17 protein-coding genes are annotated in these 17,186 nt (G+C 48.5%); 11 read left to right on the top strand and 6 right to left on the bottom strand.

From position 1 onward, the window contains the following. Nucleotides 1–130: 130 nt before the first annotated feature. The 6 genes from OXH00_05955 to serA form a co-directional block, all read right to left on the bottom strand. Entirely contained in the window at nt 131–1,210 is a 1,080-nt protein-coding gene (locus OXH00_05955; protein ID MCY3740546.1) for a Gfo/Idh/MocA family oxidoreductase, read from the bottom strand. 75 nt (nt 1,211–1,285) lie between these two features. Next, entirely contained in the window at nt 1,286–2,074 is a 789-nt protein-coding gene (locus OXH00_05950; protein ID MCY3740545.1) for a LamG domain-containing protein, read from the bottom strand. A gap of 130 nt (nt 2,075–2,204) precedes the next feature. Further along, on the bottom strand, nt 2,205–3,020 hold the full coding sequence (locus OXH00_05945; protein ID MCY3740544.1) for a LamG domain-containing protein: 816 nt from the start codon (nt 3,018–3,020) through the stop codon (nt 2,205–2,207). A 61-nt stretch (nt 3,021–3,081) separates the two neighbouring features. Next, entirely contained in the window at nt 3,082–3,912 is an 831-nt protein-coding gene (locus tag OXH00_05940) for a phytanoyl-CoA dioxygenase family protein (GenBank protein ID MCY3740543.1), read from the bottom strand. Between the two features lie 22 nt (nt 3,913–3,934). After that, nucleotides 3,935–5,341 carry a hypothetical protein gene (locus OXH00_05935; protein MCY3740542.1) on the bottom strand — a complete coding sequence of 469 codons (1,407 nt, stop codon included), beginning with the start codon at nt 5,339–5,341 and terminating at the stop codon, nt 3,935–3,937. Between the two features lie 46 nt (nt 5,342–5,387). Then, nucleotides 5,388–7,028, bottom strand: coding sequence for a phosphoglycerate dehydrogenase (serA, locus tag OXH00_05930; GenBank protein ID MCY3740541.1), 1,641 nt, complete (start codon nt 7,026–7,028; stop codon nt 5,388–5,390). 245 nt (nt 7,029–7,273) lie between these two features. Between serA and OXH00_05925 the strand changes: the two genes are divergently transcribed. The 11 genes from OXH00_05925 to trxB all read left to right on the top strand — a co-directional run bounded on the left by OXH00_05925 (nt 7,274) and on the right by trxB (nt 17,130). After that, the gene (locus OXH00_05925) at nt 7,274–7,480 is read left to right on the top strand and encodes a twin-arginine translocase TatA/TatE family subunit (GenBank protein MCY3740540.1); all 207 of its coding nucleotides are present in this window, start codon (nt 7,274–7,276) and stop codon (nt 7,478–7,480) included. A 23-nt stretch (nt 7,481–7,503) separates the two neighbouring features. Continuing rightward, nucleotides 7,504–7,833 carry a carboxymuconolactone decarboxylase family protein gene (locus tag OXH00_05920; protein MCY3740539.1) on the top strand — a complete coding sequence of 110 codons (330 nt, stop codon included), beginning with the start codon at nt 7,504–7,506 and terminating at the stop codon, nt 7,831–7,833. 11 nt (nt 7,834–7,844) lie between these two features. Then, the gene (locus tag OXH00_05915; GenBank protein MCY3740538.1) at nt 7,845–9,119 is read left to right on the top strand and encodes a tetratricopeptide repeat protein; all 1,275 of its coding nucleotides are present in this window, start codon (nt 7,845–7,847) and stop codon (nt 9,117–9,119) included. Between the two features lie 10 nt (nt 9,120–9,129). After that, nucleotides 9,130–10,866: a CRTAC1 family protein gene (locus OXH00_05910; GenBank protein ID MCY3740537.1), complete on the top strand. Its 1,737-nt coding sequence runs from the start codon at nt 9,130–9,132 to the stop codon at nt 10,864–10,866. A 122-nt stretch (nt 10,867–10,988) separates the two neighbouring features. Further along, nucleotides 10,989–11,762 carry a LamG domain-containing protein gene (locus OXH00_05905; GenBank protein ID MCY3740536.1) on the top strand — a complete coding sequence of 258 codons (774 nt, stop codon included), beginning with the start codon at nt 10,989–10,991 and terminating at the stop codon, nt 11,760–11,762. 95 nt (nt 11,763–11,857) lie between these two features. Then, nucleotides 11,858–12,616, top strand: coding sequence for a LamG domain-containing protein (locus OXH00_05900; GenBank protein ID MCY3740535.1), 759 nt, complete (start codon nt 11,858–11,860; stop codon nt 12,614–12,616). A gap of 74 nt (nt 12,617–12,690) precedes the next feature. Beyond that, complete coding sequence (locus tag OXH00_05895; GenBank protein ID MCY3740534.1) at nt 12,691–13,092, top strand: cupin domain-containing protein; 402 nt, start codon at nt 12,691–12,693, stop codon at nt 13,090–13,092. A gap of 43 nt (nt 13,093–13,135) precedes the next feature. Then, nucleotides 13,136–13,966: a methyltransferase domain-containing protein gene (locus OXH00_05890; protein MCY3740533.1), complete on the top strand. Its 831-nt coding sequence runs from the start codon at nt 13,136–13,138 to the stop codon at nt 13,964–13,966. Then, nucleotides 13,963–14,817: a methyltransferase domain-containing protein gene (locus tag OXH00_05885; protein MCY3740532.1), complete on the top strand. Its 855-nt coding sequence runs from the start codon at nt 13,963–13,965 to the stop codon at nt 14,815–14,817. The genes OXH00_05890 and OXH00_05885 overlap by 4 nt, the downstream gene beginning before the upstream one ends. A 207-nt stretch (nt 14,818–15,024) precedes the next feature. Next, nucleotides 15,025–16,002, top strand: a complete 978-nt coding sequence (locus OXH00_05880; protein ID MCY3740531.1) for an Ldh family oxidoreductase — start codon at nt 15,025–15,027, stop codon at nt 16,000–16,002. Nucleotides 16,003–16,167: 165 nt separating this feature from the next. Further along, the gene (gene trxB, locus OXH00_05875; GenBank protein MCY3740530.1) at nt 16,168–17,130 is read left to right on the top strand and encodes a thioredoxin-disulfide reductase; all 963 of its coding nucleotides are present in this window, start codon (nt 16,168–16,170) and stop codon (nt 17,128–17,130) included. Nucleotides 17,131–17,186: the final 56 nt, after the last annotated feature.

The following is a 17,186-nucleotide window of genomic DNA, read 5'->3' as shown; positions in this document are numbered from 1 at the left end:
CCCGACATTCAACAGGGACATAGAGCTCACCAATGTTACTAACGGCGTAGAAAGTATTCATTTAAAAGTAGTAGGCATGCTCCGACGTGCCGTAACAACAACACGAAGTATGCCTCGCCATATTCACAGCCTAACGAATAGGGACAATCTCACCCGTTCTAACGGATTCCGCCTCTTTATAGCAGAGCAGTAGCGCGTCCCGCGCACCGATACCGGATAACGCTGTTGGCTCGGTCTCCCAATCGATCGCCTCAACAGCGTATTGGAGTTCACCGACGAAGGCATCAATCGGATCGACATCTCCCAAATCTACCTGTTCCACCTCACCCTCGTCGTTCAGAAGTGTGAGCGGCACTGCGGTGGACGCTTCACCCGCCAACGTCGAAAAATCAAAAAGTAACGTCGCTTTTTCAAGGAAAATTTCAAACCCGTGCGAGAACGCGCGTCCACGTTGCGAGATTCCGCCCGAAGAACAGCTGATGGAGATCCCCTTATCGTTGTAGATGTACTGCGTCGTCAGATAATCCACATAGTTACCGCCAGCGATTTTGCCTTGTGAGAACACAGCATCGGGAACACCGCAGAGGAGTTGAATGAAATGGGTGTCGTGAATGTGCAAGTCGATACCCGGACCGCCGCTCTTGTCAAGATCCGCGACATCGCGCGACCAGCTCGGTCTGGAGATAATTCGCTTAAAATGCGCGCCGAGGAGTTCACCGTATTCTCCAGATTCAACAATCCGTTTCGCATAAGCGTACTCCGCAAAGAAGGGGAGTACGTGCGCTACCATCAGATAACACGGACTTTGATTTGCTGCGGCTCGCTCAACACCGATACGCTTCTCAAGTTCAACGAGTTCGTTTGCATCGTCTATAGAAATAGAGATAGGTTTTTCGACAAGCGTGTGTTTTCCCGCTTCAAGGGATGCCATACTAACGGATTTATGCAGATGTGTCGGCAGGCAGATATCAACAAGCTCAACCTCTTCATCGGCGAGAAGTTCGTCGATTTCACTATATGTTCGGACATTGGAGAGATCTTCCATGCCGCCTCGGGGCCCAAAATTCCCTTGAATACCGGTCCAATCACCGGCAAGTTTCTTTGGATCTCGTGTGCATATAGCAACAACTTCGGCACCCGTAATCCGCTGGATCGCGTAATAATGTATCATTCCCATAAAGCCGATGCCAACTATTCCGATTTTTGTCATTTTTCGCCTCCCACATAAGAAAGCACAGGTGCCGAAACAACACCTGTGCCTTTTAACGTTTGTGTCGGACAGTTCTTAATACGTTCCAGCTTTCCGCTTAATACCGCCCCACGTTGTTGCGACTTTATCAAGGGGTGAAACCGCGAGGAAACCCTCGTTCGCTATTTCTTGAATTTCAGCTTCACTCAGTGCACGCCGCCAGACGGCAGCCTCGTCAATGGAACCGTTCTCAAAGGTATAATTCGGACGGTCCTTGGAACATCCAATCCGTAGATCCTGATCATTGGTCCCTTTGAAATCAAATTTTTCGTCCTTTTCAGCTGCAACTTCGCCGTCAACGTAGACTTTCATGGTTGACCCGTCGTAGGTTCCAACGACGTGAAGCCATTTTTTCGTATCCATTGCGTGCGGTGAGTTCAGGGTCGGTCGACTGTTGCCGGTCCCCAAGAACATATTAAAATTCTTACCGCTTTGAAAAGCACCGAGGCCGTAGGAAGAATGCTCACCTCCGTTATGGCAGTTTTTGTCGAACCACTGCCCATCAGTCGCCCAAGAATCCTGATTGATCCAAGCCGCCATCGTGATTTCACCGCTGATTTTCAGTTCATCGGCGGCTGGCACATTCACACAATCAGCCCCCACAGCTGTAATACGAATCGCTTTCCCGTACTTGCCATCCACAATATCGGTATTAGCGATTATATCAGCATCAAGTCCATTACCGGAATCGTCAACAATCGTCTTCCCTTTGACATTATCAAACGTGAAGTAAACGACAAGTCCTTCAGCGAGATCTGCTGTGGCATGTCCCGCTACGATGAGCATCAACGCGAGGAGCGTGACGCAACTTAATAACTGTTTCATCGTGTTCATCCCCCTATAGGATCCTTTTACATTAGAAGACAGAAATCTGTTTATGCCTGAAGTAATTAGATTATATCACAAAACTGAGTGGCGTGCAATATGTTTTCTTTCGCTGTGCAAATAGATAGACTCAAAACGCCTTTCGTTTAATATTTCCCCACGTCGTAGCGACCTTACCCTTCGGCGAAACTGCCAGCAAAGGACCTCGCATGGCAGCTCTGATTTCAGCTTCACTGAGTGTACGACGCCAGAGACCGATTTCATCAATAGAGCCACCTTTAAACGCATATTGCGGTTCGCCCTTGGCACATCCAATCCGCAAATTCTCAGTATTGGTACCGGAGAAAACAAATCCGTCAGTTGACTCAAGAATCACCTCACCATTAAGATAGATTCTCCGAGCGTCAAGGCTAGCAGTGCTGGCAATGTGATGCCACACTCTCTTCTGCAATTTGTTATCAGCCGTGATGCTCTTTTGAACCTCGTTGTTAGCCAAAATAAGCGCGATGCCTGAGTCAATCCCAAAGGCATCAATATCAGGATGATGCTTTTTATTAAAGACTCCCATGCCGTAAACGTTCGTCCCTCTGGAATAGCATCCTTTGTCGAACAACTGGGCAGAAGTCTCAGTCCAATCTTCATGATACACCCACGCCATCATTGTTATCCTATGGTTGATGTTTAGTGCATCAAAGGCAGGAAGGTTCACACAATCTTCAGTCTCACGAGTAATCCGGATAGCCTTTCCGTATTTGCCCTTGGCAAGTACGGCATTTTTGATAATCTGGGCATTAAGATTGTTACCAGATTCATCAAGCACTCGCTTGTTTTCAACATTGTCAAACGTAAAGTAAACGACGAGGTCGTCAGTGAGACCTGCTGTAGCATGCCCGGCAACAATGAACACCAGAGCAATGAGCACAGCGTATTTTAATACATGCTTCATTTTCTTAGTCCTCTTGGGAGAAAAATCGGTGTATGTTTACATTACGATCAGGAGATTTTTCCTACACATCAGAGGCAAGCACAGCGTTCATTAACGCTTCCCATCTGCCTTCAAACTTTTCGCCGAACTCGGATTCGCCACCGGTCGCAAGTGGACCGCGGAGCATCGGTTTGGTTGTATTATTCCGCTCCCAAAGCTCCTTACCGCCGAAATCATTGTGCAGAAAGTGAAGTGCGACCCCCGCACGTTCCTTATCGGAGAGATTCGACTTCGTACAGTGTGCGACACCGTAACAGAAGAAAAGCACGCCACCCGCTTTCAATTCAATCGGCACGGCGCGTTCCTCCGGCGGATCACACCGAATGTGATGATCGCTCAGCGGATCGCGGTAGTGTTCATAACTCTCCCGGTGGCTGCCCGGAATAACGTGGATACATCCATTTTCAATGTTTGCATCATGGATAGCGATCCACATCGCTGTCCCGCGCAACGGATCAGCAATCTTGAAATAGGCGTTGTCTTGGTGCCAACTCGTACCGATGCCGACTTTCGGCGGTTTCCAGAACGCCTGATCCAACTCCAACATAAATTCATCACCGATGAGTTGCTCGACAGCAGAGACAACCTTCGGATGAAACGGCAACGCCTTATGTAAGTCGCTGCGGTTGTTAAGCGGAATTACCTGAAGGTTTTGTCGTTCACCCGCGTTGTCCCGTTTGGTTCCATCAGTTTGCACTGCGCAATTAATACCAGTCCCGTTTTGGAGTTCGGTATCGTAAATCCGTTCCAATTCAAGTCGAAGGGCTTTGGCTTCTGTCGGGTTAAAAAACCCTTCAATAGCAAGGTAGCCTTTGTCTCGGAAATGCGCGAGTTGCTTATCATTTAATTGCATTATCGAATCACCTTCTTCACCTTTATTGCATCTGTGCGCACGGCACAATAATAGAATCCACCATACCGTGTAAAATCTTTTTATCCGCGGGGCAGACTGCGGCTTGCATGCCGCCAAGCTTAACCGTATCTCCGACGACAAAATAGTATGGACGGAGCAGTGGACGGCACGCCATCTCTTGCATATCACCCGCATCAAAATCGTAATACTGCATGCGTACCCGTTTCGCAGTATGAAACCGCTGTAAGACGTGTGGTGATCTTTCAAAATTCTCAAGGCTGTTTTCAATAACCCCTTCCCACGCTTCCGTCGGAAGATCGTGTCCGATCGCTACACCGCGGCTTCCCCACGCGAGTTCAGAAAACCCCGACGGTTTGATAACCAATTCCCGTTGCTTCTGCGTCACGGTGCCGAGTTGCCGCCAGTCCGTTACGGCATCTCCTTCCACCTCTAAGTTTGGAATAACCGCATGCGGCGGCAGCGGACGGGCATCAATAATCCACGTCTCTGGTATCACTTCTTGTAAGAACGGATACGTTTTCTTACCGAGTTGGCGTTTCCAAAAGGGTTGGAGCGTCGGGTGATGGAAAAGCGCGAGACATAATTTTTCTTCAAGGTAGGCTTTCGGCGGCGGGGTCATCACGACAGTGCGTTTCTTCGCACTGTAAAACATTAATTCCGATTTCGGGATATTCGGCAGATCAAATAATTCATAAAAGCGGTACAACACATCAACCGATAGTTTATCATCTCCCTGTTCAACAAGGAGTCCATCTTCAGTAAAAATAATTTCGTGCGGTTTAACAGCGCGAGTCTTCACCCCAACCTCACAAAGCGCATCAGCGAGCCATACCATCTCCGCCCAATAATCTTCTGATTCATCTGAGACAACAATGGCAAGCGTCGGGTCATCTTTCTTCGCTAAACTACGAATCATCTCGGCATACCCGTTTACCATCCCATCGCTGCCACCGATGATCGCATAACCGAGTTGCGCATAGAGTCTTGCCAGACACCCCGTCGCGCCGATGAAACCCGGAATTGAATCGAGTTCCGTAATTGCCATCCCGTCAGCAGTGGGGAGGATATCAGGACGTAGTACACCCGGCAGTTGCGTCTTAAAACGGTTCATCCGCCCATACTGGATAACTGATTCCGGTTTCCCGATTTCCAAATACTCAGCCACCCAAGCAGGCTGAATGCCGCGCACACTCTGTGAATAGAGTAGATTACACGCCCGATAGAAATTTAAAAGATGTGGACCGAGTTCTTCAAACCATCTCAAATCTGACTCGGAAACCCAAAACGGTTCCGGTGAAATACGCCACGAGGTGTTACTATCGGGATGGACATCCCGTTTCTCGCCTTCAAATAACTTTGCCTTCGGAATTTCATCATTGATAAATAGGCTTTTCTGTTTAGCATCCAAATTTCTTGTCCTTTTTCGCGTAGGATTATTCGTACTGACAGCGGTCCTAACCCTGCACCTCTATGTCATCGTTAGCAAAGTCTTCAACCTCGCCTTCTTCGGGTGGAAGGAAAACCTGCTTAACGAAGTCAATCTTCTTTTGTGAAGCGATGGTTTGCAAAACGTGTCGAGGCACAGGACTATCCACATTGATAAGCGTCACGGCGACTTCCCATAAGCGTGAACGTCCGACAGTCATATCGGCGATGTTAATATTGTGTTCTCCCAAAATTGTCCCCATTAACCCTATCATTCCGGGTTGGTCGCTGTTATAGATAAGGAGGATATACCCGGTCGGCCGCACGTTTATATGCAGTTGATCAATACGGACGATGCGGATGTCTTTTTTTCCGAAAGCGGTGCCTTCTATAACCACCTCACCCTTATCGGTCACAACTGTAATCGAGATGGAGTTCGCAAAATTGGCTTCCGATTCGCTCTTTGTCTCTGTAACGGAGATCCCGCGTTGCTTAATTAAAAAAGGCGCGTTGACATAGTTCACATTTGCGAGTACAGGGGTCAAAAGCCCTTTCTGTAACGCCACAGTTACCGGTGTGACATCCTCTTTCTGGAAAAGTGTCCCGTTATAATGGATCTTAATCGCTGATATTTGCCCCTCAACAATTTGTGCGTGAAAACTACCAATCTTTTCGGCAAGTTCCAGATAGGGACCTAAAATGTCAAGTGTCCTCGGATCAATTTTGGGTTGGTTTACAGCGTTGGCAACCGGTTGACCGTGGAGTGCATTTCTCACCTGCTGTGCGACCTCAATAGCGACATGCTCCTGCGCTTCTGATGTTGACGCACCGAGGTGCGGGAGTGCTAAGACATTTTCCAAGCCTAACAGCGGTGTATCCGTCGCCGGTTCGTTTTCAAAGACATCCAGTGCAGCACCCGCAAGTTCTCCCGTTTTTAAGGCGTGATAGAGGGCATCTTCGTCAATGATACCCCCACGGGCACAGTTAATCAAGCGGCAACTCGGTTTCATCAGCGCAAACTCTGATTCACCAATGCTATGATAGGTCTCGGCGTTGAGATGTGTATGAACGGAGATATAATCCGACTCCTGAAAAAGCGTCTCCCGGTCAACAAGCCGAATCCCGATCTTTTCCGCCGCGGTCGCTGAGATGTATGGATCGTAGGCGATAACCTGCATGCCAAACGCCTGCACGCGTCGCGTCACCTCGCGTCCGATGCGTCCTAACCCAATCGTGCCAAAAACTTTCCCATACAACTCAACACCGATGAAGTCGTTGCGTTGCCATGTCCGGTTTCTCAGCGAAATACCAGCAGGTACGATATTGCGCGCCAACGCTAATAACATCGCGACTGTATGTTCCGCCGCCGCAATCGTATTACCCGTTGGCGTGTTGACCACCAAGATACCGTTGCGTGTCGCTGCTTGCACGTCAATGTTATCCACACCAACGCCAGCGCGCCCAATGACCTTTAGTTGCGTCGCTGCATTGATAACCTCAGTAGTTACCTTCGTCGCACTTCTGATCAGCAGCGCATTGTAGTCGGCAATTCGGTCCAACAGTTCTTCGTGCGAGAGATCAAGGATGACATCCACCTCAAAATCGCCACTTTCCGTAAGAACATCTAAGCCTTGCTGTGACAGCAAATCGCTGACCAGCACCTTATTCATATTCAGACTCCTCCGCGGTTATCGTATCTAAACGACTCCTTACATTCAGTTTCATCTGTAAGGCATCTTAAATTATAACATGTCCAAAGCCCTCTGTCAATTACATTTATTTTCACCGCACTGACCGCTGATGGCTGACTGCTAAATACTATTGGACATATTTTTTTTAATATGATAATATATACGCTAATATCCATCGTGCATTCTCGCAGTGCACAAATTACCTCAAACGAGGAGACAGAAATATGTTAGGCCTTGGTCCCTTGGAATTAGCGATTCTATTGGTTATTGTGTTACTCATATTTGGTGGAAAGCGTCTTCCTGAACTGGCGCGCGGTCTCGGCAGAAGCGTCACAAACTTTAAAGCCGGACTCAGCGAAGAACAGAGAGACGAAACCGAAACGACAGCACAACAAGAGAACGAATCACCACCCAAAGAGAAAACCGGATAACAAGTTGACGCGGAGAATTTTTGATGAATGATAAATTACCCGATTTTCTTCAAGATGTAATTGAAGAATACCCGGACGTCTGGAAAGCGTATCAGGCATTGGGTGAAGCGTGCGGCACCGCCGGTCCGATTGACCCTAAAACCGTGAGGCTTGTCAAACTCGCATTGGCGATCGGTGCCAAGTCTGAAGGTGCGGTGCATTCGCATACGCGGCGCGCGCTCCGGGAAGGTATCACACGCGAGGAATTACAACAAGTCGCACTGCTCGCCGTGACATCTATCGGCTGGTCGTCAAGTATGGCGGCACTGTCTTGGATTCAGGATGTGGTGAACAAACAACCGCAGTCCGATTGAGGAAAGTCAGCATGGACGCAGGTCGTAAACGCCATCAGATGTTTGCCAAACGTGTCTGTGGGGTTTTAATTCTTACGCTGCTTTTATCACTTATCCCGTCTGTGAGTAGAACTGAAACGACTTCGGCATTCCAAGAAGGCGTGGAATACGTCAAATTACGACGCTACCCACAGGCAGTAGATACCTTTAAGTCGATCTTATCGCAGCAACCGACACATGTAAACGCGCTTTTCCAACTCGCGAACGTCTATAAACTGCAAGATGAACTGGAATTAGCGATTGAGACGTTTAACAAGATTTTTACAATAGCCGCAGATCTAAAAAATGTTCCGCCCCCTACAAAGGAACGGATTCACGGATTAACACACCTCGCGTTGGCAGAAATCTACTGCAAACAGAGCAAATTAGACATCGCAGAACAGCACGCGAAAGAAGCCGCCGAGAGATGCCCGACAGACGCCGATACACATTACCGACTCGGTTATATCTACACACATCAGGCGAAACTCGACGCAGCACTCGCCGCATTCAAGCATACCCTCACTCGTAACCCCGATTTTCCAGAAGTTTATGAATGGCTCGGCTTCATTGCCCTCATGCGGAACGAACCGCAGCAAGCCGTGGCACACTATCAAACCGCAATCGAAAAAAAACCTTACGTTCAGAGTGCCTACTATAACCTTGCCAAGGCGTACCGACTGCTCGGCGATACGTCAGCAGCAACGGAACAACTCAAACGCTTCCACCAGATGAAAGCCTACTACGACCAGACGTACGCCATCGAAGGTGCTCTGACAGAAGATCCATTGAACACAACTCTCCGATTGGAATTAGCAGAAATCCATCTGAAACACAAGCATATTTCCGCAGCGGTTGCGACCTACCAAGCCCTGATTCGGTTGCACCCAGACGCTACAGTCGGATACGATAAGCTGGGACGGCTTTACATGAATCTCAATATGTCCCAGCGTGCGATTCCATTCTTCCTGAAAGTCCTTGAACTAAACCCAGACGTTGTAGAAGCACACCTCCGATTGGGGTGGCTCTATACCAAATCAAAGGCATTTGACAAAGCAGAATCGCATTTGCAAACGGTTATAAAGAAGATGCCAGAACTGAGCTTAGCATATCACGGGTTAGCGGAAATTTACACGCAGCAAGGACACATTCAAAAGGCGATTGATGTCTATCAACATATCACAAAAATTGAACCTGACGATGACGACGCTCGGAAAGCTTTACACAACTTGGAACGTCTGAAACAGTCGTCGCAAACAACGCGATAAACCTATCCTTATGCCAAAAAACGCCCTTAATAATAACTTCTATCGCTTTTTCGGACTCATACGCATAGCAACGTTTATGACTGTTCTATATTGTCCAGTCGCATTATCAGATCAAATTTTCATTGATGTTACGGAAACCGCCGGGTTAAACTTTGAGCATACCGATGGTAGGAGCGGTTTAAGACTTTTCAATGAATTTCTCGGATCCGGTGGTGGGTTCTTCGATTATGACGGCGATGGCGACCTTGACATCTACCTCGTCAACGGGACAATTCAGACAGATGATGCAGAAAACAAAACACCGCATAACGTCCTCTACCGAAACAACGGGGATAACACCTTTACGGATGTCACAGAAGCAGCAGGGGTAGGCAGTACGATCTACGGCACCGGTGCGACTGTCGGCGATTATGACAATGACGGCGACTTGGATCTTTACGTCACTAACTTCGGTGCAGATCAACTCTATCAAAACAACGGAGACAGCACTTTTACAGATATAACGACACACGCCCAAGTCGGCAATCCAAACTGGGGCACCAGTTGTGCCTTTGCTGATGTTGATAACGACGGACATTTAGACTTGTATATAGCAAACTACGCTGAATATACACCAGAGAACGATGTCCGTTGCGAAGAACGTGGTGTCCATGTCTATTGCGGACCGCACGCATATCCCGCGGTTCATGATACTTTTTACAAGAATAACGGGGACGGCACATTCACCGATGTATCAACTTTATACCGTCCTGCAGACCTGATCCCGCAGCACGGGTTAGGCGTAACCTTTGGTGACTATGATGCCGATGGGAACATTGATCTCTATGTCGCCAACGACCAGGACCCGAACTTTCTATTTCAAAACACCGGTACCGGTAATTTTTTAGAGGTTGCATTAATCTCAGGTGTATGCTATAATGATATGGGGAAAGAAGAAGCCGGTATGGGGACTGATTTTGGGGACTACGACAACGACGGGAAACTCGACCTCACCGTCAGTAATTACCAGACAGAAACCAATACCGTTTATCGTAATCACGATAGCTCCTTTTTTACAGACAATACCATTACTTCAGGTATAGCGGAGGTAACACACGGCTATCTCGGATGGGGCATTCGATTTTTCGATTATGACAACGATGGACACCAAGACATCTTTGTCGCGAATGGACATCTAATGGATAACATCAATGTCCTTGAGAAACACGTAACCTATCCGCAACAGAATCTGTTATTTAGAAATTTAGGCGACGGAACGTTCGCCAATGTCACGTCTGCTGAAGCACGCCATCACGATGATCCTGATCGCGGGACTTCAGTGGAAACCGACGGTCTATCACTGAAAAAAGTCAGTCGTGGTGCCGCTATCGGTGACTACGACAATGATGGGGACTTGGATATCCTTGTCACCAATTGTAACCAACGTCCAGACTTGCTTCAAAACGTAGTCGGCAATCAAAACAATTGGATACAAGTCCGAGTTGTCGGACAAAAAAGCAACCGTTCTGGAATTGGTGCAAGAATTAAGGTTGTAACCGGAACACACATCCAATATCGGGAGGTGCAAAGTGGCGGGAGTTATCTCTCCTTCCACGATCTACGCGTTCATTTTGGCGTTGGCAAAGCGGAACAAATTGAACGCCTTGAAATTCGCTGGACCAGCGGACATATTGATCAAGGGACACTTCTCCCTGTCAACCGAAGGTTTAAGGCAGTTGAAGGCGGAGAAATTGTTCCGATAGATTAACTTATACAAATAATACACGGGCTAACGGTTTCCTATGCTACATCGATAATGCACAGGCTAACAACCTATGCTACATCGATAATGCACAGGCTAACGGTTTCCTATGCTACATGGAGGAAAAAATGAGGAACCTATTTATTATACTAACCCTTATCACGTTTGTGGCATCTTTTGCCTATGGCGCAAACGAACCAGAGGATTCACTCATCCTCTACTTCTCTTTCGATGAACTTGACGGTAAAAACGCTATCGATCATTCACAGTATGGAAACGATGGCGAACTCGTTGGTAATCCTAAACACGTTGAGGGTAAATTCGGCAAGGCTCTGGAACTCAACGGCGAAAGTGACTGGGTTGTAGTCCCACACGATGATATCCTCACTGTTGACAACAGTGTAACTGTCATGGCTTGGATTAATACCGAACGCCATCAGGGACCCGGTGGACAGCGGTGGCAAGGTATTGTTGCGAAAAGCAACAACCCGCGCTCCTACAGTTTCTACACCGAATCCCCGAGTGAATGTTTGCATCTCTCTGTCGGTGGCGGAAGTGTTTGTAACAAAAAGGTGCCCTTAGAGGAATGGGTGCATGTTGTCGCACAGGTAGATGACGGCACAACACATAAGTATTGGGTAAACGGCGAATCTGCTGGCGAATTCGGCGGTAAAAACGCTCCCCCGGGTAAAGCCGATACAGCCGATGTCCTTGTCGGTAGAACGCACGAAGGTCAACGCGAATTCCTCGGCCTCATTGACGAAGTCCGCATCTGGAACCGGGCACTTGACGAGGATGAAGTCATCGAACAGATGGAGAGCGGCTATTTTGAACTTTTCGCTGTTGATCCACGTCAGAAACTCGCAACGACCTGGGGACATCTGAAGAAAACCTCACGATAAAACCTGTCCATATGCGCGCTTCTGATGCTTGTGGATGTTCAAGTCCCACGAAGTTCAAGCGCGCATATACCTGTTTAAAAATTAAAGGAGAACAAATGAAGACTTTCTTTTTTCTCTTGACAATTATAATGATCGCGGCACCCTTTGCGCATGCCGCTGATCCGTCCGATGATTCACTCATCCTCTACTTCTCTTTTGATGAAATTGATGGTGATATGGTCACCGATCACTCCCAATACGGGAACGACGGAACTATTGCTGGCGCGCCTGAGTTAGTCGCAGGAAAATTCGGGAACGCACTCAAACTCAACGGTGAAAGCGACTGGATCGAAGTCCCACACGCCGATATTCTCACCGTCGATACAAGCGTAACAGTCATGGCATGGATTAACGCTGGAAGACACATGGGGCCCAACGAACAACGGTGGCAAGGGATTCTCTCAAAAGGCAACAGTCCACGCTCTTATAGTTTCTACACCGAATCCCCGAGTGAGTGTTTGCACCTCAGCGCCGGTGGTGGAAGTGTTTGCACCGGAAAAATCGCGCTTAATGAGTGGCAGCACGTCGCAGCACAAGTGGATGATGGCACACATCGGTATTGGTTAAACGGCGAAAATGTCGGCGAATTCGGTGGGAAAGGTGCCTTGCCGGGCGCTGCCGATACGTCTTCTGTCTTTGTCGGTAAAACACCTGAAAACAACCGTGAATTCCTTGGACTCCTTGATGAAGTCCGCATCTGGAACCGCGCCCTGAATGAGGAAGAAATCCAAGCAGAAATGAATTCAGCGTCAACACCTGTCGAACCGCTTGGAAAGTTGTCAACAACCTGGGCAACACTAAAATTCGATAGATAACAGCACTAATTTCTTTTGTAGGCGCGTTTAACGGCGCGCCTACATCGCGAATAAATAGGAGGATTCATAGAACCGTGAACGGAAAATTTATTGCATCAGCAAACGTAGAACGAGACGAACTTGACTGGGGCACAATCGGTTGGCTCAGCCGTCCAGAGAGTACTGGCGCGAAAGACATCGTCGCCATGGAAGTTAGCCTCTCTCCGGGTTATGGTCATGATTTCCATAAACATCCCGACCAAGAAGAGGTCATCTACGTTATAGAGGGCAGCGTTGAACAGTGGCTCGAAGATAAGAAACAGACACTCAAAGCTGGTGACTCCGTCTTTATCCCAGCCGATATGGTTCACGCCTCCTTTAACGTCTCTGATCAATCAGCGAAGTTGTTTGTGACCTTGAGCCCTTCCAAAGGCGCAGAGGGATACCAACTCATTGATGTTTATGACGAGGCACCGTGGAATACGCTCCGCTCGTAACCGTGCCGCCAAACGTGTATAATATCCTTGGAAACTGGACAATATGATCGAAACGTCAATGCCCGAAACATCATCGTCAATCCGCCAACGAATGCGCGAATTCTACGAAACATCGGAAACTTATAAGAACCTCTTGGCTGCCCACGATGAAGCCTACCTCCGACACTACGTAGAATTGGTAATCCGTCACGCACCCCCACGTTCTAAGATACTCGATATCGGGTGTGGAAACGGTATCTCCGCGAGGTTGCTCAATCAAGCAGATTTCGATGTCGTCGGTACCGATATTTCTTCGCTCTTTCTCAAAGAAGCACAGAACTGGGAAAACCCGCGGCTCCGATACCAAGTCTGTGACGTGATGGAACTCCCTTTTGAAAGCGAATCTTTTGCTGTTATCTGTTCAAACGAATTAGTTGAACACCTGCCCGATGTGGAGACAGCTTTAAACGAAATGATACGGGTAGTGTGCAAAGGCGGACGCATTGTGATCTCAGGACCGAACCTCTGTTCACCTCTAATCCCACTGCTTGACTGGCTCAATCTCATGTCCGGCAAATCCGGTAGACCCGTCTGGGGTGAAACGAAACGGCAGGCACTGCAGCAGTTTGCACGAAACTGTAGACTTTATGTCCAAAAACGGTTCTTGACGAAAACACCACATTTTATTTACCGTGAACCCGATTTACAGGCGAATGCCATCGGTGGTGATGCCGACAGTGCTTATTATGCCAGCCCGATTGATCTCGCGCAATTTTTCCGATCACACGGGTTTACTATCATCAAGAAAGCCGTTGGATTTGGGATAAAGGGTAGGATTATCGCGGGCGCGTTTCCCTACCTGAGTCCTTATATCACCATGGTCGTCGAAAAATGAACATTCGACCGAACGATTTTGTCTTAGAGATAGGGAGCGGTCACAATCCGAAAGCACGCTCGGATGTCTTGTGCGATAAATTCATAGGCGATGACGAACAGCGCGGCGGCGCAATCGTTACCGACCGCCCCATGGTGGAAGCAGATGGGCAGTTTCTGCCTTTCGCAGATCGGACGTTCGACTATGTTATCTGCTCACACGTATTGGAACACGTTGAGGACCCTGCACAACTTATCGCTGAATTGGAGCGCGTTGCATGCCGTGGCTACATTGAAACGCCGTCTGAAATAGGGGAGCGAATCTACGGGTGGCACTATCACAACTGGGTCGTCAACTTGGTCGATGGTTGTCTGATGCTACGGAAAAATGAAAAAAAATCCCAATTCGGGCAACTTTTTCACAGATTGGCGGTAACAGATAAGCATTGGAAGCGGTTTCATATCACGCATCATCACCTCTTTTTGGTCCAATACGAGTGGGAAGATGAAATAGACTATAAAATACTTCTCGACCATGAGTCAGCACTGGATTTGGAATGCCCCGATACGCTTGACAGGCTCGTCGCATTAGATGGTAATGTTCCGAGGCATAATGAGTGGTTCCTGCTTCTTAAAAGTGCAGTGCCGCGAGGCATCGTTTCCCGTGCAAAATCGTTTTTGGCGCAGCTTGCAAGCCAAAACTTGCTGTCAAAAGTGGCAAGCGGTAAAAATCGTCAGACAAAAACATTGCAAGAAATTCTCGTCTGTCCGCAGTGTAAAGGTGAGATTACGTGGGAAGCACACAGTGTCCACTGCAAAATGTGCGAACAGACCTACCGGATTGTTGATGGCATTCCGCGTTTGACCTTTTAACTATTCGCAAGGCGTAAGATAAGGTGATTGGTTTGTTGGCGGTTTTCTCTCATATCCGCCTACGCCTGCTTCACAGTGAGATTGCAGGCTGCCATCTTTGGTTACAGAAACAAAAACCGTAGCTCGTAACGAAGTGGAGAGCGGATTTATGGAAGGCACATCAATGATTCAAACCCACGTCAGTTAACCGCAAGGAAAGTTAAAAAAATGAATGTAGTACCGAAAGAATTTATCCGCGTGATGCCAGATACAATGCGAGGGTTCATCAGCGAAGCCTTCCAGAAGGCAGGCACCTCGGAGGCGGACGCTGCGCATATCGCGCGTCTGCTCGTTCTCACCGATTTGCGCGGTGTGTTCAGTCACGGCACACAACAGACACCGGGATACGTCGGGATGATGCTTGACGGCAAAGTAAATCCACGTCCAAACGTCCGCTGTATTGATGAATCCCCGACGACAGCGGTCTACGACGGCGATGGCGGTATGGGACATTTCGCCGCGTATCATGCCGCACAAGCAGCGGTCGAAAAAGCCAAAGAGATGGGACTTGGTGCCGCAACGAGTCGGAATCACTTCCACTTTGGGAGTGCAGGCAAGTATACACGGCTCGCGCTTGAAGCGGACTGCGTCGGGTTTGCGGTCTCTTGCCACCGTTTTCGACACGGTCCCGGGAGTACGGTTGCCACCGCAACTGGAGCGTCGCCGATGAGTTTTGCGATTCCGGCAGGCGACCAGCCTCCTATAGTCGTTGATATGGCAACTGGCATTGATGCCAAGCTGCCGTTGGAACAGGCGTTTGAACAGAGTCCCGCTGCGTTCTTCAAGATGTTGGGTTTGAGTCACGTGAGCCATGCGCTCGGTGGGTTTATGGCAGGCATCTGGCTATTCGATAAGCCGCCGGATCCGCCAACAATCTGGGAAGGTGCCAATCAAGGAGCTTTCATCGCAGCGATCGACATTTCCCGATTCCGACCGATTGACGAGTATAAAGCGGAGATTGACCAACATATCCACGATGCGCGACAGATGCAACCCGCCCCGGGTTACGACCGATCAGATCTGCCCGGCGGCTTAGAATGGGAACGTGAACAGGAATGGGCTGAAATCGGCATCCCGATTGGCGAAGGACATCAGGCACAGTTGAAAACAGTTGCTGAACGCGTTGGAATCCCGCTGCCATTCTAAACGCTGCCTTCAATTTTATTAATCGTTTATCTATCTTTACATAAACACTCTCAAATTTTTTAAGAATGCCATAAGTAAGCCAACAACGAAGGCTTGCGGAACTTAACCTAAAGTCTCCATGCAACCAAAATTGTCGGTTAACGCCTGGCGAATAATTAAAAAAATATGGAAAACAATACAAACAACATAGAAGATCGAAATATCGTGATTATTGGCGGCGGCACTGCTGGTTTCGCCGCGGGTGTCTATACCTCCCGTGCAATGCTTGAACCTGTTCTTATTACAGGAGATGCACTCGGCGGACAACTCTCCTTGACGCTCGACCTTGAGAACTATCCCGGCTTCTTCGGTAACGAGGCAGGAGTCTTTATACAGGGCATGCAAGAACAAGCCGAGCGGTTCGGCACGGAAGTCAAATTTGATACCGTAACCGCGGTTGATTTCTCGCAACATCCGTTTGCTGTTACGACCTACGAGAAAGAATACCGTGCGAAGTCTGTGATTATATGCACCGGTGCGTCACCGCGTACACTCAACATCCCCGGTGAAGAGGGATACGGCGGACGCGGTGTCTCCTACTGTGCTACGTGCGATGGGTTTTTCTTTCAAGACCAACGGCTCATCGTCGTTGGCGGCGGCGACGCGGCACTCGAGGAAGGCATCTTCCTAACCAAATACGCCTCCGAGGTCTACATCGTCCATCGACGCGATCAACTCCGGGCAAGCCAAATTATGCAGGAACGCGCCTTCAAAAATGATAAAATCAAGTTTATCTGGGATACCGTTGTCGAAGAGATAAACGGCGATGCCGACAAAGTGACGGGGGCGACCCTCAAAAACGTCAAAACCGGTGAAACGCAACTTTTCCCGATTGACGGTGTATTTATCTTTATAGGACATATTCCGAACACAGAACTCTTTACGGATGTCATACAGACAGACGATCAGGGATATATCATTGTTGACGAGATGCAGCGCACGAACATAGACGGTGTCTACGCCGCGGGTGATGTACATGATCACGTGTTCCGTCAAGCGATTACCGCTGCAGGAGCGGGCGCAGCGGCAGCGATCGCTTCTGAAAAATTCATCGCTGAATTGGAGAATCGCGCCTATCCGGGGAATTAAATGAGGGTGTTTCATAAATCGTTAATTTTTATCGAGAGACGGTTTTGATATGTGTA

It is taken from the genome of Candidatus Poribacteria bacterium, from assembly GCA_026706025.1.
In the GTDB taxonomy this organism is placed as follows: domain Bacteria; phylum Poribacteria; class WGA-4E; order WGA-4E; family WGA-3G; genus WGA-3G.
Note: the sequence above shows the minus strand (reverse complement) of the source record. Positions and strands in the feature narration are given on the sequence as shown.

Bases quoted from the DNA above. Each gene is read 5' to 3' on its own strand.
- OXH00_05955 (MCY3740546.1), bottom strand. From the start codon at position 1,210: ATGACAAAAATCGGAATAGTTGGCATCGGCTTTATGGGAATGATACAT.
- OXH00_05950 (MCY3740545.1), bottom strand. From the start codon at position 2,074: ATGAAACAGTTATTAAGTTGCGTCACGCTCCTCGCGTTGATGCTCATC.
- OXH00_05945 (MCY3740544.1), bottom strand. From the start codon at position 3,020: ATGAAGCATGTATTAAAATACGCTGTGCTCATTGCTCTGGTGTTCATT.
- OXH00_05940 (MCY3740543.1), bottom strand. From the start codon at position 3,912: ATGCAATTAAATGATAAGCAACTCGCGCATTTCCGAGACAAAGGCTAC.
- serA (MCY3740541.1), bottom strand. From the start codon at position 7,028: ATGAATAAGGTGCTGGTCAGCGATTTGCTGTCACAGCAAGGCTTAGAT.
- OXH00_05925 (MCY3740540.1), top strand. From the start codon at position 7,274: ATGTTAGGCCTTGGTCCCTTGGAATTAGCGATTCTATTGGTTATTGTG.
- OXH00_05920 (MCY3740539.1), top strand. From the start codon at position 7,504: ATGAATGATAAATTACCCGATTTTCTTCAAGATGTAATTGAAGAATAC.
- OXH00_05915 (MCY3740538.1), top strand. From the start codon at position 7,845: ATGGACGCAGGTCGTAAACGCCATCAGATGTTTGCCAAACGTGTCTGT.
- OXH00_05910 (MCY3740537.1), top strand. From the start codon at position 9,130: ATGCCAAAAAACGCCCTTAATAATAACTTCTATCGCTTTTTCGGACTC.
- OXH00_05905 (MCY3740536.1), top strand. From the start codon at position 10,989: ATGAGGAACCTATTTATTATACTAACCCTTATCACGTTTGTGGCATCT.
- OXH00_05900 (MCY3740535.1), top strand. From the start codon at position 11,858: ATGAAGACTTTCTTTTTTCTCTTGACAATTATAATGATCGCGGCACCC.
- OXH00_05890 (MCY3740533.1), top strand. From the start codon at position 13,136: ATGATCGAAACGTCAATGCCCGAAACATCATCGTCAATCCGCCAACGA.
- OXH00_05885 (MCY3740532.1), top strand. From the start codon at position 13,963: ATGAACATTCGACCGAACGATTTTGTCTTAGAGATAGGGAGCGGTCAC.
- OXH00_05880 (MCY3740531.1), top strand. From the start codon at position 15,025: ATGAATGTAGTACCGAAAGAATTTATCCGCGTGATGCCAGATACAATG.
- trxB (MCY3740530.1), top strand. From the start codon at position 16,168: ATGGAAAACAATACAAACAACATAGAAGATCGAAATATCGTGATTATT.